Source organism: Streptomyces sp. NPDC050485 (genome assembly GCF_044458185.1).
In the GTDB taxonomy this organism is placed as follows: domain Bacteria; phylum Actinomycetota; class Actinomycetes; order Streptomycetales; family Streptomycetaceae; genus Streptomyces.
This window is the reverse complement of record NZ_JBITHR010000023.1, coordinates 37,234-52,267: the sequence shown is the minus strand read 5'-3', so window position 1 is coordinate 52,267 and position 15,034 is coordinate 37,234. Positions and strand designations below refer to the sequence as shown.

At 69.4% G+C, this 15,034-nt stretch carries 11 protein-coding genes and 3 pseudogenes; 3 read left to right on the top strand and 11 right to left on the bottom strand.

From position 1 onward, the window contains the following. Positions 1 to 142 precede the first annotated feature (142 nt). From nadC to ACIBK6_RS33510, 3 genes are all read right to left on the bottom strand, one after another. On the bottom strand, positions 143 to 1,000 hold the full coding sequence (nadC, locus tag ACIBK6_RS33520) for a carboxylating nicotinate-nucleotide diphosphorylase (protein WP_399055734.1): 858 nt from the start codon (positions 998 to 1,000) through the stop codon (positions 143 to 145). Between the two features lie 166 nt (positions 1,001 to 1,166). Continuing rightward, the gene (locus ACIBK6_RS33515) at positions 1,167 to 2,555 is read right to left on the bottom strand and encodes an MFS transporter (protein ID WP_399055839.1); all 1,389 of its coding nucleotides are present in this window, start codon (positions 2,553 to 2,555) and stop codon (positions 1,167 to 1,169) included. Between the two features lie 47 nt (positions 2,556 to 2,602). Beyond that, on the bottom strand, positions 2,603 to 3,187 hold the full coding sequence (locus tag ACIBK6_RS33510; protein ID WP_399055732.1) for a carboxymuconolactone decarboxylase family protein: 585 nt from the start codon (positions 3,185 to 3,187) through the stop codon (positions 2,603 to 2,605). A 138-nt stretch (positions 3,188 to 3,325) separates the two neighbouring features. Between ACIBK6_RS33510 and ACIBK6_RS33505 the strand changes: the two genes are divergently transcribed. Both ACIBK6_RS33505 and ACIBK6_RS33500 read left to right on the top strand, forming a co-directional pair. Next, entirely contained in the window at positions 3,326 to 3,622 is a 297-nt protein-coding gene (locus ACIBK6_RS33505; protein ID WP_399055837.1) for a winged helix-turn-helix transcriptional regulator, read from the top strand. Between the two features lie 64 nt (positions 3,623 to 3,686). After that, on the top strand, positions 3,687 to 4,556 hold the full coding sequence (locus ACIBK6_RS33500; protein WP_399055730.1) for a PhzF family phenazine biosynthesis protein: 870 nt from the start codon (positions 3,687 to 3,689) through the stop codon (positions 4,554 to 4,556). Between the two features lie 73 nt (positions 4,557 to 4,629). Here ACIBK6_RS33500 and ACIBK6_RS33495 read toward each other — a convergent pair. The 8 genes and pseudogenes from ACIBK6_RS33495 to ACIBK6_RS33460 all read right to left on the bottom strand — a co-directional run. Continuing rightward, positions 4,630 to 7,347: pseudogene (locus ACIBK6_RS33495) on the bottom strand (Tn3 family transposase); the annotation flags it as partial. Between the two features lie 69 nt (positions 7,348 to 7,416). Next, entirely contained in the window at positions 7,417 to 7,863 is a 447-nt protein-coding gene (locus ACIBK6_RS33490; protein WP_399055728.1) for a DUF6262 family protein, read from the bottom strand. After that, positions 7,853 to 10,129 (bottom strand): tyrosine-type recombinase/integrase, encoded by a 2,277-nt coding sequence (locus tag ACIBK6_RS33485; protein ID WP_399055726.1) that lies wholly within the window; start codon positions 10,127 to 10,129, stop codon positions 7,853 to 7,855. The genes ACIBK6_RS33490 and ACIBK6_RS33485 overlap by 11 nt, the downstream gene beginning before the upstream one ends. After that, complete coding sequence (locus ACIBK6_RS33480; RefSeq protein WP_399055724.1) at positions 10,126 to 11,172, bottom strand: tyrosine-type recombinase/integrase; 1,047 nt, start codon at positions 11,170 to 11,172, stop codon at positions 10,126 to 10,128. The genes ACIBK6_RS33485 and ACIBK6_RS33480 overlap by 4 nt, the downstream gene beginning before the upstream one ends. A 182-nt stretch (positions 11,173 to 11,354) precedes the next feature. Then, positions 11,355 to 11,516, bottom strand: a pseudogene (locus tag ACIBK6_RS33475) (DUF4158 domain-containing protein); the annotation flags it as partial. A gap of 206 nt (positions 11,517 to 11,722) precedes the next feature. After that, positions 11,723 to 12,986 (bottom strand): annotated as a pseudogene (locus ACIBK6_RS33470) (RNA polymerase sigma factor). Positions 12,987 to 12,994: 8 nt separating this feature from the next. Beyond that, on the bottom strand, positions 12,995 to 13,402 hold the full coding sequence (locus ACIBK6_RS33465) for a YciI family protein (protein ID WP_399055721.1): 408 nt from the start codon (positions 13,400 to 13,402) through the stop codon (positions 12,995 to 12,997). Between the two features lie 163 nt (positions 13,403 to 13,565). Next, on the bottom strand, positions 13,566 to 13,988 hold the full coding sequence (locus tag ACIBK6_RS33460; RefSeq protein WP_399055719.1) for a hypothetical protein: 423 nt from the start codon (positions 13,986 to 13,988) through the stop codon (positions 13,566 to 13,568). 612 nt (positions 13,989 to 14,600) lie between these two features. Here ACIBK6_RS33460 and ACIBK6_RS33455 point away from each other — a divergent pair. Beyond that, complete coding sequence (locus ACIBK6_RS33455) at positions 14,601 to 14,975, top strand: nuclear transport factor 2 family protein (protein WP_399055717.1); 375 nt, start codon at positions 14,601 to 14,603, stop codon at positions 14,973 to 14,975. Positions 14,976 to 15,034 lie beyond the last annotated feature (59 nt).

Below are 15,034 nucleotides of genomic sequence, written 5' to 3'. Positions count from 1 at the left end.
GGGATGATCCGGAGCGCGAGCTGGTCGGCTCCGACCCTGCGGTCGACCGTCGCAGGTTCCTCCCGAATGTCGGATCGTGCAGTCGCGTCGCAATTGCGACGCTGGGAGTCTGCGATTCGACCGAGGCTGCCGACTCGGCCTCTCAAGATGGGGAGATGCTCAGAAGCATGCTCAGATCCATGGCCGGCGCGCTGTGGGTCAGCGCGCCGACGGAGACGGCGTCGACACCGGTTTCCGCGACGGCGCGCAAGTCGTCCAAGGTGATCGTGCCCGAGGCCTCCAGCTTGATGCCGGAGGCGGGGGCCAGTTCGCGTCGAAGGCGGACTGCTTCGGCCAGCTGCGGCACGGCCATGTTGTCGAGCATGATCCATGACGGCTCGGCCTTCAGCGCTTCACGGGCTTGGGCGAGCGTGGCCACCTCCACCTCGATGGCCATGGTCTTGCCCTCCGACGCCATGTTCTTGCGGACGCTGTCGATGGCGGCGGTGACGCCGCCGGCGGCCGCGATGTGGTTCTCCTTGAGGAGCACCATGGCACCGAGGTCCAGCCGATGATTGTGCCCTCCGCCCGCGGCGACCGCGTACTTGTCCAGCAACCGAAGTCCAGGGGCGGTCTTGCGGGTATCCAGGACGCGGACAGGCAGATCGCGCACGGCGGCCACATACCGATCGGTGAGTGTGGCGATGCCGCAAAGCCGCTGGAGGAGGTTCAGCACCGTCCGTTCGCCGGTGATGATCTGGTGTGCCGGGCCGGATATCCTCGCCAGGACATCGTCGGCCTCAAGTCGAGTGCCGTCGGGCACCGATTCGTCGATCCGTGTTTCGCCGCCGATACGGGCGTAAACCTCGGCAGCCAGGGGCATCCCGGCAGCCAGGCCCGGTTGGCGGGTGATGATGACTGCCGTCGCCCATTGTCGCGGCGCGACGCTCCATCGAGTGGTGACGTCATCAGCGGCCGCATCTTCGGATAGCGCGAGTGTCACGACGTTGCGGGCTGCCATGTGAGGGAACTGCATGCGGGGTCCTTAGCTTCCGGTTCGATCGGATGGGGCGTGCCGGGGATCGCGGATCAGGCGGTTGTCGGTGCCGAAGGCGCACAGGCGTCCTCGGCACCGACAGCGCCGGTTCCGGCGGCATCTGTGGCAAGGGCTCGGCGTTGACGGCCGATCACGGCGTAGTGGTACGACTGGTACCTCCTGCCGGCTCCTCGATCGGGTCGGTCTCGGGCGAGCGGCCGGCGAGGGCGAGGCTGGCCATCGTCGTGATCGCCATCGTGGCGATGCCGACCAGCGCTGCCGTGGTGTAGGCGCCATCGCTCGGGAAGAGGTGGTCGGTGTCGGTGCCTGCGGCCAGCACCAGGCCGCCGATGGCGCTGCCCAGGGAGTACCCGACGCTTCGGACGACATAGTTGAAGCTCATGGCGCTCGACGTCTCGCTCTTGGGCGTGACGGCCAGGATGACGCCGGGCATGGCGGCCGAGAAGCTGCCGACGCCGAAGCCCAGCACGCCCATGGCTGCGAGCAGTTCGGCCAGGTTGGACCGGGCGGTGGCGAACAGGACGAACCCGCCGCCGACGATGGCGGCGCTGCCGGCCAGGAGCAGGGGGCCGTCGATCCGCATCCGAACCCGCGGCGTGAGCTTGCCGGCGACGAACCCCAGCACGGAGAACGGAACGAGGACCAGCCCCGCCACGAAGGTGGTCAGTCCGAAGCCGTAGCCGGCGCTGTGCGGTGTCTGCGCGTAGCGGGTGATCAGCGTGAGCAGGAGGTACATGCCGATCCCGCCGACGAACATGGCGATGTTCGCTCCGGCGACCGCCGGGTGCCGCACCGCCCGGACATCGACCAAGGGTGTCTTACTGCGCAGCTCGGAGGCGGTCCAGACGCAGAGCAGGAGCACGGCGACGATGGCGAGACTCGCCGCCGCGGCGAGGTGATGGCTCCAGAGACTCGTCTCGCTTGCGAGGAACAGGACGAGGAACAGTCCACCCGCCAGGACGAGCGCGCTCGCAACGCCCACGTGAGCTGAGCGGCCTTCGGGAGCCGCGGGTATTGAGCGCCACGCGGCCAGGAAAGCGGCAGCGGTGACGAACAGACCTAGGCCGTAGGCGGCCCGCACCCCGCCGAGCTCGGCGAGCAGCCCGGCGAGCGGGTACCCGACGCCGGCCCCGATGATCGAGACCACCGAGATCAGGGCGATCGTGGCCGCACTGCGCCTCTCGGGAAGATGGTCACGGGCCACGCCCATCATCAGCGCCGTCAGACCGAGCCCGACGCCCTGGGCCGCCCTGCCGACGAGCAGCCACGCGAACGGCAGCGGCAGCACGGTGAGCGCACCGCCGGCGACGACGACCGCCAGCGTGGCGAGAATCGTGGCTCGTCGGTGTGGGCCGGCTCCGAGCCGGCCGAGGACGGGCGTAGCGACGGCGCCGCTCAGCAGCGCGATGGTCAGCGTCCACTGCGCGCTGTCGAGTGAGACGTGGAACGTGGTCGCCACGCTGGTGATGAGCGGTGCCCCGAGGCTGGCGACTGCCGCCACGACCAAGGCGATGAACATCAAGGAGGGGACAAGGAGCCGCGCCTCGGAGTGCTCCCGGACAGGGCTCACCGGTTGGTTCCGGTCGTGCTGGGGAGGAAGTCGGCGAAGCGAGGCGCGCCGGGCTCGTGCGGCACACGCGCGGCGCGCGCGGCGAAGCTGACGGCGTGGTACCACCCGCACAGCAGAAGCAGATCGAGCAGCTGGAGCTCGTCGAAGACCGACACGAGCCGTGTCCACAGCGCGTCATCAATGTCGGAACGCTCGTGCAGTGCGTCGACGGCGAGGATGAGCAGCTGTTCCCGCTCGGACGTCCAGCACTCGTCAGCGGGGCCGCCGTGCACCAGGGATGCCGCCTGCTCGCGGGTGAGCCCGACCCGTTCGGCGAACGTCATCATGTGCACGCCCCACTCGTACTCGCAGCCGCACAGCGCGCACGTCCGGTCGATGGCGATCTCGCGCTCCCGCATGGTCAGGGTCAGCTGTCGGCCCAGCTCATAGCGCCCCCATCCGTGCATGGCGCCGGCCATCGGGAGGTTTCTGGCGAACATCCGGAACAGCCCGATCGGTGGCACGTCCCCGGGCATCATGCGCGCGAGCAGCGCGCCGGCCTGGTCGGTGTACGGCGGTTCCAGCAGGGCTATTCGCGGCATCGGCGCTCCCGTTGAGGTTGTTTCGAAATTCGAAACACGCACGGATGCTAGTGTTTCGAATAACGAAACACAAGGAGGGCCATGCCGACACCGCGCCCAGGAACACCGGTTCGTGGATCGACGACCGGCCGTCCGATCATGGCCGCGATGGACCTCTTCGGTCGTCGGTGGGCGCTGCGCATTCTCTGGGAGCTGCGTGCGGGTCCGCTCGGCGCCCGCGCGCTGCTGGCACATTGCGAAGGAATGTCATCCAGCGTCCTCTACCAGCGGCTTCGCGAACTCACGGCAAGCGGGATCATCGCCCCCTCAGCCGACGGCTACGAGCTCACTCGCCTGGGGGCAGCACTCAGTCACGCCCTCCGACCGCTCGACGAATGGGCGATCACCTGGGCGCAGGCGCAAGAACAGAACGATCAGAATCCTGCGGAGGCATGAAGGTGGAGCCGGCGGTGGGCGGGAGAAGCGGACGCCGGTCCGGCACAAGGATCACGGCACTGCGATGAGTAGGCACGGTCTGCCCGTCACGATCGTCCGCGCGTGTCTGCGCGACGGCCAGGGCGGTAGTCCCACCGCGGTGCTGGACGAGGCGCCGTTGAGCGACGATGAACGCCGTCGTGTGCCGGCTGCGATGGGAACGTCGCACGCGGTCTTCGTGTCGGTGCACGACAGCCGACGGGGCGGCCCGGTCGTTTCCCTCCGCTTCTTCACCGCCGAGGGAGAACTGCCTGGGTGCGGTCATGGGACGGTTGCCGCTCTGGCCTTCCTGGCCGAGCGCGCAGGGGGCCGGGAGTATCGAGCCACCATCCATGCGGCAGGGCGTGTCTTCACTGGTTGGTCCGTACGGGAGAACACTCATGTCAATGCCGCCTTCGACCCCGGTCCCGTAGGCCTCCGCAGGCCCACAGCGATCGAGTGCGACCTTGTCCTGCCCGCACTCGGTGTCACCCCGGGCACACTCGCTCCCGGCACCCGCGTCGCCTCAGTGGGGCGGTCGCGGTTGCTGGTTCCCCTTGCTACGCGGTCCGCTCTCACCACCCTCAGCCCGGACTTCGAACGGCTCCGTGCCGCCTGCGACCGTCTCGGTTTCCTGGGCTGCTACGCCTACTCGGTGCCGACGCCCACTGGCCGCGCCGCGGCCCGCATGTTCGCCCCGTCGATCGGCGTCGCGGAAGACATCGCCAACGCCAACAGCACCGCCTGCCTCGCTGCGCACCTGGCCGACCAGGGCATCAGCGACATCACCGTCGACATGGGTGACTCCCTCGGCAGTCCCTCCACGATCACCGCCACCGCACAGCACGACGCGTCGGGGCTGCTGGTCCTCTTGGGCGGCGCCGCGGACGTCACACGCAGCATCCGCATCCCTTAGCCGGCCCGTAGCAGCTCACCTGCACGGGCTGGTCGGCGCCCGAAGCCCGCTGACCAGCCCCGTCCTGGAGCGTTCACTCGTCACTGCCGTCGTCATCCTCATCGAGGCCGACCGCGTCCGGGTCCCGCAGCGGCCGCAGCCCGCCCTTGGGGGTGGAGGCGGTGAAGCTGTAGCGCCCCAGCACGTTGAGGTTCTTGTGCACGAGCGGGGAGAGCCGGGCGACGTCCTCGTCGAGGATCTCGTGTCCCTCGGCCCTGAGCTGAGCCACCGCGGCGTCGATGTAGCGCGTCGTCCACAGCACCACCGCGTTCAAGACGAGACCCAGCGAGCCCAACTGATCTTCCATCCCGTCCCGGTACGCCTGGTGGATGGTGCCCTTCTTGCCATGGCAGATGTCGCGGGCGAGGTTGTGGCGGGACTCCTGGACGGACAGCTGCTTGCCCATCTGCCGACGATACGTGTCGTCGACCGGATCGACGACCTGCAGCAGGTGCAGGGTCTTGGCGATCCGCCCGTACTCGGCGAACGCCTGCCCCAGCGGGGTGGGGTGACCCTCGCGGCCGAACATCCGCAGCAGGTCATACGCCCGTACCTGGTTGGTGGTCAGCGATCCCGCGACGCGGAGCATGTCCTCCCAGTTCGTGATCACCTTCTTCAGGTTCACCTTGTTGCGGGCCAGGACATCGAGCAGTCCGTACTCGCCAGCCTCGACCCCGGGCATCTCCGCGCGCCAGAACCGCTGGTCGGCAAGGTCCTTGAAACGCGGGGAGAAGTTATAGCCCAGGATCCTGAACAGCCCGAACACCATGTCGGAGTACGAGGCGTTATCGGTGGCGACCATCTCCGGCTTCACCCCGCCGTCCAGGTTCAACAGAGCGTCCAGGATGTGCAGCGAGTCGCGTGGGGTGCCCGGCACTACCATCTGTCCGATGCCCGCGACCTGGTCATTTACTGCGTTGAGCCAGGTGATGCCGCGCTTGTAGCCGAAGTACCTTCGGGTTCGGGGCATGCGGGTCTTGCCGTCGCCCAGGTGCACGAAGGCGTCCAGAAACCCGGTCCAGGAGTGCACCTCGAACAACAGGTCCGGCAGGTCGATCTTCGGGAGCATCTTCTCCACCCGGCGGCGCAGCCAGCGCAGGGACTTGGGCACCCCGAGTGCGCCGAGCGCGTCCACGTTGAGCTTGGCCCGGCCGTTGGGCTGGACCTCGATGCTGATCTTCGCCTCGTCGCCGGCCTCTTCGAGGCGCTCGGCCATCTGCTTCCACGCCGCGTCCAGGACCCGCACCAGCTCGGCCAGGTGCTGCTCGACGGGCATGTCCAGGCTCAGGCCGTGCAGGACGTCCTCGCGCACCGCCTCCCACGGCTTGCCCTCCAGCAGGCGGGCCCGCGGGTCAGCGAAGCAGTGCGAGGGCCTGGCGAAGATGTCGCGCCGCATCAGCGCCCGGTACAGCTGCTCGAGCACGCACACCACGTACGCGTTGCGGTCCACCGCGCCCTGGGGCAGGTCCTTGTTCGCGTACACCGCCTTGCGCCAAGCCGCCGGCACCACCTTGTCGTCGATCTCCCGCTTGAGCAGCGGCTTCTCGTCGACCCGGCGCCGGTTCAGGGCGGGCAGACGCCGCACAGCGGCCAGGATCCGCTTCCCCTCCGGGGCCGCGTTGAGCGTCTTCCTGTCGCCGAGCAGGGACAGGAACGGGCGCACGGTGTTGTAGCGGTTGGCGAGGGCCTCGCGCATCGCACTCTCTGCCGACCCGTCGTCCTCCGGAACCAGCGTCACGACCATGGCGGCCGCGCTGGACAGTGCGGCCCGCGGCGCGACCTCCTCCAAAGCCGCCCACAGCGCGGACACATCCACATCCGCGCCGGTCTCCTCGATGAGCTCCAGCTCCTCGATGAACACCTTCGACGCCTTCGCCAGCGCGCGGGCGGCCTTCTCCAGCTGCGGCAGGGTGGAGAGCCGTTCCTTCTCCGTCTTCCGCCGCGCCGTGCTGATCAGCCGGGTCGCCATCAGCACCGTGAACAGCTCCGGCGCGTCGTCGATCGCCTTGGCCTCCAGGTGGCGCATCACCGCAGTCAGCATCGCGGTGCGCTTCGCCTCCGGGGCCCGCTCCAGACTCGTCGCCTTGCTGCCCAGGCCGTAACGGGCCAGCGCGGCCAGCCGGTTCGGCGGCAGCTTGTCCAGCTTCACCCGCCCCAGCCGGTACACGGCGATCTCGTCCACCCGCTCCAGGGCCCGCTTCATCGCGGTGCCCGATGTCTTCGTCGGCGGCCGGCGGAAGTTCTCCAGGTATGAATACCGCCTGCCCTCGGGCGTTTCCAGCAGCGCCACCAGATCAGCAGGCAAGGCGGGATCCACCCGCCAGGCCGCCCGGGAAACCGTGGTGTGCAGCCACTTGTCCGCGATCTTGCGGACCTCGGACACCTCCCGCGCCAGCACCGTGACCCCGGGCAGCAACACCCGATTACGCCGCAGCCAGCCGACCGCATGGTCGAACAAAGCCTTCGGGCCCTCCGCGTACGCCGTCCAGGCCCGGCCGTGCAGGAACGTACGGAACAGCCGCGACCACTTCGGGTCCTCGTACTCGTGGTACTCGTAGGCGTCGCGGATCTCCCACGCGTGCTCGTACGCCGTCGGCTTGCGCTCGGTGTACTGCTTGACGGCGGAGACGTCCTCGATGCCGAGCTGCTCGGCGATGTGCTCGATCACCGGCCACGGCACATCGAGCGGATCGGCCGGCAGGAACCGGCCGATGAAGCGCACGGTGCACATCTGCAGGGCGAAGCTTATCTTCAGTCGCAGAGCCGAACATGGCTCTGACCTGCGCCGTTGCGTGATGACCGGTGTCGGCGACGGGCCGGGTCAGCAGGGACCGACGGTCGTCGCTGACCGCTGGCGTGGGCTCCTGGCTTCACCCGAAGAGGTGACCGCAGCGGCCCTCTGCTGCCCAAGCGTGCGGGCGAGCTGGTCCCTGAGTTCACGCACCTCCGCCTCCAGCTGGCGGTTGCGGGCCGTCGCGGCCTCCAGCCGACGCAGCAGGGAGGCGTCCGACGCGCGCTGCCGTTCGGGGACTTGGGGCGCCGAGGGCGCCGGTCCGTGACGCTCGCGCAGGCGGTCGATCTCGGTCCGCAGGTCGGACTGGGTGTAGAGCCAGGACCGCGAGACTCCGGCCTCGCGGGCGACGGCGTCGAAGGAGACGGGCTGTCCGGAAGCGTCCATGCGCCGGAGGGCGGCGACCGCCCGGTCTCTGGTCGCCGCCGCCCGGCAGCGGGCGGCGGCGATGATGTGCTGGGAGTTGTCAGCCCGCATCGGCAGCCTCCGGACCGTCGGCTTCGAGTTCGTTGATCATCCGGTTGAGGTTGGTCACGACCTGCTCGTTCATCTCGGCCACCCGCTGATGGCCGCAGCCTCTGGCGTTGTCGATGAGCGTCAGCGTCCGCTTGTGCTGGGCCTTGAGCTCGGGCAGGAACTCCGGGCCGGTGAGGAAGACCGGGCAGGTCAGGCAGGCGTTGGCATGCGGACAACTCCTCTGAACGGGGAGCCCGCAGTAGCCGTTGGACAGGGTCTGGGTGGCGAGGCCGTAGCGGGTCTTGGCCCACTCGGCCTGGGCTAGCGGCCCGTCGGGGTCGAGGGTGACGCGCTCGCCCTGGATGTTGACCTTGGTGGCGTCCTCCCAGCGGCGCCGGACAGTCTGGTCGGTGATCCGCGCGTAGTGGGCCGTCATCTCGTGGGAGTCGTGGTCGAGAAGAACGCGGACCACCTCCTGCGGGACGTCGCGGTTGATCAGCCGGGTGGCGAAGGTGTGCCGCCACTGATGCGGGGTCAGGTGGACGGGCAATCCGTTCTCGTCACGGACATCGCACTCGGCGAGCCAGCGCTTGAGCATCTGCCGGTAGGTGTCCGGAGAGAAGTGCCGGGTCCCGTCGGCGTTGCCCTTCAGTCGCGGGAAGAGGTGCGGGTTGCCGTCCGGCCAGCGCTGAAGGACGCGCTGCTGCTGGGTCCGGATCTCGGCCTCGGTCTCCTCATCGATGGGGACGGCGGCCTCCCGGCTCATCTTGTTGTTGAAGTAGCGCAGGTAGGGGGCGCCTTGGCCGTCGTGGAGCAGGCAGTCGAACCGGATGGTGCAGGCGTCGGAGACCCGCAGGCCGCAGCGGATCAGGACGAGGGTGATCAGCCGCGCGGAGGGATCGGTCCACCGGTCGAGGTTCGTCGGCTGCTCGACCTGGGTCATGATGTGTTCGGCCAGGTGGCGGGCCAGCCGCGTGCGGCGTCGCGGGCAGTCGCCGGTGAAGAACGCGGCGCCGGTCGGCAGGGAGTCGTCCCAGCCGTGCTGGCGGATGGCCTGGAAGAACAAGTGCAGGCCGTTGACACGGCTCTCGTTCGAGCTGAGCCCGCCGGGCAGATCGGTCAGCCAGGCCAGATAGCGCTCCAGCACAGCCCGGTCGACGTCGCCCAGGCCGCGGACGACCATGGGGCCGATGGCGGTGAGGAACTCGCTGAACCGGGTCAGGGCCTGCATGTCGCTGACAACGGTGCTGACGTTCAGGCCGGACGACAACCGCAGCCGGATCCACCGCTTCGCGAGAACCCGGAGCCAGGGCTGGGCAATGCGGTCGAACCGCAGCTCGCTGCGCGGGCGGGGCCGGCTGACGCTTCGGTTCAGCCCGGTCAGCTTGCCCAGCCGCCAGATGTCGCGGGCGTACTCGACCTCCCAGCCGGCGCCGTCGCGGAGGGTCTCGACCGCGTCTCGCGCGTAGAGGAGGAACACCGCGACGCGCTTGCCGTAGCCGCCGGACCCGCCCCGGTGCCGGTAAGGGTCGGCGATCCGCTGCCATCGCTCGACCGAGTAGTCCAGCAGCGAGGCGACGTTCTCCTCCTGGGCCCGGCGGATGGCGGCCGCGATCATGCGTGCCGGAGCGGTGACGGTCTGCTCGTCGCGGCGGGCCTGGACGGCGTACTGGAACTCCAGTCGCAGCTGCGGCGCAAGGCCACGGAAGTCCACGCGCGGCAGACCGAAGGACTGGCACTCGACGATGAAGTCGTCGACGGGCGGCCGGCCGTCCTGGCACCACCTGACGTGATGGCTCTTGCAGAACACATGCGATGCGTTTTCCACCCACAAAGTGCAGGTGGGCAGGGCGCACTCGGTGCGGCTGGTGCCCGGCAACGGCGGCGCGGAGGCCGCCCAGGCGGCGGGATCGGAGCTGCCGGAGCGGGACCACTTGTCGCGATGCCGCGAGCACAGTCCCTTGCCGGAGGCGCCGAAACGACAGCCGGGGACGGTGCAGTGCGTGAGCTCGCCCAGGCCCCGGAGCGGAGGACCGGGGTCGGCGAGGAACACCGCGAGGTCAGGTCGCCCGACCCGGCGCCAGCGCTGGGCATGTCCGGTGCACATACTCTGTTCGTGCGCGGCGCGGTTGCAGCCCGGGACCGGACAGCGCTTCCAGCCCAGCACCGGGTCGTCGGCGTCGGGGACCAGGACGTCGACGCGGAACTCCGGGCGGACTGCGGCCAGCAGTTTCTCCAGCAGCCCGGACCGGCCGAGCGGGCCCGTGGCCAGGGGCGAGATGGTCACAGTCGCACCTCCCGGCCGGTGAACCAACCCGCGGCCTCCAGCGTCCGACGGGCGTCCTCAACGGTCAGGTGCCCATACGTGTCGATCGTGGTGGTGATCGAGGCGTGCCCGAGGAGTTCCTTCACGCTCTCCATGCCGGCGCCCTTGCGCAGCAGCCACGTGGCGTAGGTGTGCCGGCACTGGTGCGGCTCGAAGTCGATACCGGTGCGGCGGCGCAGCCGTTCCACCAGGTCGTAGACGGCGGAGTAGGTGAGCGGGCGGCCGTGCGGGCGGCCCCAGAGATTGACAAACACGTAGTCCGAATCGAGGGCTCCGTACTCGCGGTTGAGGTAGTCGGCATAGAGCCGCATCAGCTCCGCGCTGGCCGGGACGCTCCGCGAGCGGCCCGCCTTCGCCCTCACCCGGTTCGCGTTCGAGCGCGGGATGACGCTCACCTGCCGCTCGGCCAGCGCGATGTCCTCGTGTCGCAGCCCGAGGGCCTCGCCGATCCGCAGTCCGGTGTCCAGCAGCAACGCGAACAGCAGCCGGTCCCGCAGATGCTCGCACCCGTCCAGCACTGCCTGGGCGTCGGCGGCGGACAGCACGGTCGGCCGCCGACGCGGCTGCCGCAGCCGGATCGTGCGCGCCTTCTGCGGACAGCTCTTGGCGATGTGCTCCAGGAACGGCTTGTAGGAACTGCTGCGGCCACGGCGGCCGGCGGGCCGCATCGTCACCATCAGCCCGCCGAGCGGCACCCCGTGGCGGGCATGGAACTCGCAGAACGACGACAGCGCGGCGAGCTTGCGGTTCACGCTGGACTCCGCGCAGTGGTGGTCCGCCGTGGGCAGCACCGCGACCTTCCCGTCCCGGGCCTGCGGCGGCAGCCGCAGCCAGCCCACGAACCCGGCGACGGCCTCCAGCGTCACCGACCGCCAGTCCAGCCCCCGGCCGGCAAGGTAGACGAACCAGTCCTTCAGATCGTGGGCGTACGCCTTGACCGTATTCGGTGACTTCTCGCCCCAGGCCAGGAAGGCCAGGTAGCGCTCGATCGGCCCGATCGGCACGTGGTCATCCCCGAGCACAGTCCACGACTCAGCTTCCGAGTCCGGCATCAGCACGCGCTGTACCCGCATGGAACCTCCCGTTCATCGGTGGTGGATGACGGAAGGTAATCCCATCCAGGACGAGGCGAAGGGGTCTTCACCCGTACGTGCTCGACGTGATGGACACGACCTCAACGACTCCAGATAACGAAGCCGAGCCGGTTGTGATCCCCACGGCGCTTCGCGATCAGCTTGCGGTCCTCGTCGTCGAGGAAGAAGAACCGCTCCAGCTCAGGCCGGGTCGGCTCCGCATTGAACTTCCCGTACGACGCGGCTTGCTCGTCGGTTAAGAACTCCACTGGCATGGCGCGTGACCGTACGCGGACAACCGCCCTGTGGAGAGCAACTTCACCGAACCGGAATCAAAGCCTCAGACCAAGACCAACTGCTTAGCGTTAATGGCTGTACCGATGTTCCCCAACCCCGGACTCGACCCGCTTACTCACTGTGAGGCGACCGCTCCGGCCACAGGGCCGCGCCAAGTGCCGTGGGAAAATCCGAGCGCGACCCGTCAGCGACACCCGCGGGCGTTGAGCCGGGCGGCCTGGCGCGTCAGGTGGTCGCGCTCGGCGAGGTTGGGTGCCTTTTGGGCCGCCTCGGCGTACAGCCGTGCCGCCGTCGCCAGGTCGCCGTCGCGCTCGTGGAGGTACGCCGCCACCGCGGCGTGGCGGGGGATGGGGTATCCCCTGCTCGAGCGAAGCCGAGAGCCTGGGGAAGAGTCATCCAGCGCCGCGAGCGCCGCCAGGCCGGCGCGCGGTCCGTCGGCCTCCCCGACGGCGACCGCGCGGTTGAGCCGGACGATGGGGCTGTCGGTCAGGCGCGTGAGCTCGTCGTACCACTCGACGATCTGCACCCAGTCGGTCTCCTCGGTGGTGGGCGCGTCAGCGTGGAGTGCCGCGATGGCGGCCTGGGCCTGGAACTCACCCAGCCGGTCGCGGGCGAGGGCCGCCTGGAGGATCCCGACGCCCTCGGCGATCAACGCGGTGTCCCACCGGCCGCGGTCCTGCTCGGCGAGCGGCACCAGGCTGCCGTCGGACGCGGTCCGGGCGGCACGCCGGGCGTGGTGGAGCAGCATGAGGGCGAGCAGCCCCGCCACCTCGGGGTGGTCGACGGCGGCCGCGAGCTGCCGGGTGAGCCGGATGGCCTCGGCGGCGAGGTCGACGTCGCCCGAGTAGCCCTCGTTGAAAACCAGGTAGAGGACGCGCAGCACGGTGGCGACGTCGCCGGGCTGGTCGAACCTTCCCCGAGCTCTCGACTTCGCTGGAGCAGGGGAGACTCCAATGCCGGAGACGGTGCGCTTGGCCCGGCTGATGCGCTGCGCCATGGTCGCCTCGGGCACCAGGTAGGCCTGGGCGATCTGACGGGTGGTCAGCCCGCCGACGGCGCGCAGCGTGAGCGCGACCGCGGACGACGGTGTCAGCGACGGGTGGGCGCACAGGAAGTAGAGCTGGAGCGTGTCGTCCACCGCGGGCGCGGGCCCGGGCGGCGGCTCCTCGTCGACGAGGTCCTCGCGACGGCGACGGGCCGTGTCCGCGCGGGTCGCGTCGAGGAACTTGCGCCAGGCCACGGTGACCAGCCAGCCCTTCGGATCCCGAATTGGGGTCTCCCCCGCTCGAGCGAAGTCGAGAGCTTGGGGAAGGATCGGCCGACCAGACGCGGACCGCCTCGACCAGCGCGTCCTGCACGGCGTCCTCGGCCGCCGCGAAGTCGGCTCCGCGGCGGACGAGGATGGCGAGCACGCTCGGCGTGAGGCTCCGGAGCAGGATCTCGTTCACCTGATGGGTCACTCCGTGATGGTGGGCGACGCGCCCAGGAACGGACGCAGCTCGAGCCACTCGTGGATCGGCTTCCCGCCCGCCCCGGGGGCCGCCGACAGCTCCCCGGCCAGCTCGACGGCGCGCTCGTAGCTGTCGACGTCGATCACCATCCAGCCGGCGATGAGGTCCTTGGTCTCGGCGAACGGGCCGTCCGTGACCGGCGGGCGCCCCTCCCCGTCGTACCGGACGAACGTCCCCTCGGGGGCGAGCGCCTGGCTGTCGACGAACTCGCCGGTCCCCTCCAGCCGGGCCGCGAAGTCGTTCATGTACTGCACGTGAGCCGAGATCTCCTCCGGCGTCCACTGAGCCATGGGCACGTCGTTGACCGAAGCCGGAGCACCGCGGTAGTGCTTGAGCAGCAAGTACTTGGCCATCGTGTTCTCCTCGGTAATGGTGCGGCCCATTCTGGCCGCGTTCACTACGGGGACGGAGCCCGCCACGGGTTCTCGACATCGCCGCCCGAACTTTTTTGGCTCTCGTGGATGAGCCCGGGTGAGCCGCCTCGTGAGGTTGATCCCTGGGAGTGGACACCGGGTTTCATGCGACGGGCGATAGCGTACGTGATGCGATCAGTTGCTGTTCGAACTCGGCTCGTGTGAGGTAGCCGCGTGCGGAGTAGCGTCGGCGCCGGTTGCAGGAGGCCAGCCATCGGAACAGCTCAAGGCGGTTCTGGGCCTTGGAGATCCGGCGCCCTACGCGGAGCAACTCACGCTTGAGGCCCTGGAAGAACGACTCGGCGAGGGCATCGTCGTAGCTCGAGCCGACGCGTGCCGCGGCCGCGAGATACAGCCAGGTAGAGCCGACGGCGATGTAAGCAATGGCGCCGCACCACTTGGCGTCCAGCACGTCCGCCGTGAAGTCGCGCATCACCAGGTCGGGGGCGGGCGGGGCTGTCTTGGCCCGAACCGTCGTGCGCCTCTTGCGCCGCAGATGCTGCCCGACGATGTGGTTGATCCCCATCAGCCGGGTACGCGCTTGCGGTTGGTCTTCTGCCCCCGGGCCCTGAGCTCGGCCTGGACCGGCGGGGCACCATTAGGCGCCCCGGTGGTCTGCATGGATCGCGCGGATCTCGGACACGCCCGCTCTTCCTGGGCGGCCCGCGCGGCGCGGGCCTCGGCAGTGGCCTGGTGCCGGTAGTAGCCGGAGCGGGAGACGCCCAGGCCTTGCACATCCGCTTCACGCCGAAGCCGACGCGGTTGGACGATGTGACGCCAAGGTCTGTTCCACCTGGAGCGCTCGGTCGGCACCGCCGGTTGAGCCGCAGACGGGTGCCGCTTGCCGGGATCGTCGGGTGACCGCCCCTCAAGCGTGGCGTCCCGGCGCCTTCCCCGGCACAGGCCTGGCCGGAAAGCGCCGTCGGCCTTGAAGTCGGGCCCAGAGTCGCTCGGCGACGGCCGGAAAGTCGCGTCCGCAGTGCGCCGCGAAGTGAAGGCTGCTGGAGCGTTCCCCGTACGGGTGGGGAACGCTCCAGCAGTTGTCGCGACCGGGAACAGGTGCCCCACTTCGCCCGGTCGGCGCCGCACCGCGTGACAGCTGCCTCACCGGAACGAGCCCGATCGGAGACTCCATACTGTGACCACACTGATTCCCGCACCGCGCACCGCCGAACGTCTCGTCGCGGACCTGTTCGCCATCATCGATGAGCGCAGGTGGGACGATCTGCCCAACGTCTTCGCCCTCGACTGCGTCTACGAACGCCCTGGCTACGACCCGCTCGCCGGCCTTGCCGATGTCGACCTCTTCTACCGGCACACCCGGATCATCTCCACCGGCCGGCATCAGGTCGACCGGGTGGTCTCCGATCTCGGGTCGGCCGCCTGCTGGGGCCGGTTCACCGGCCGGGACCGATTGGGCCGTCCGCTGGAGGAGGGCTTCGCGGACACGTATCTGGTGCGGGACGGAAAGATCGTCCACCGTACGACCTACTTTTTCCGAGCCGCGATCTGACTGCTCCTCACCCCTCCCCCGTGGTTCGCGACGCACGTCGCCTGCCGCACATGGATCGG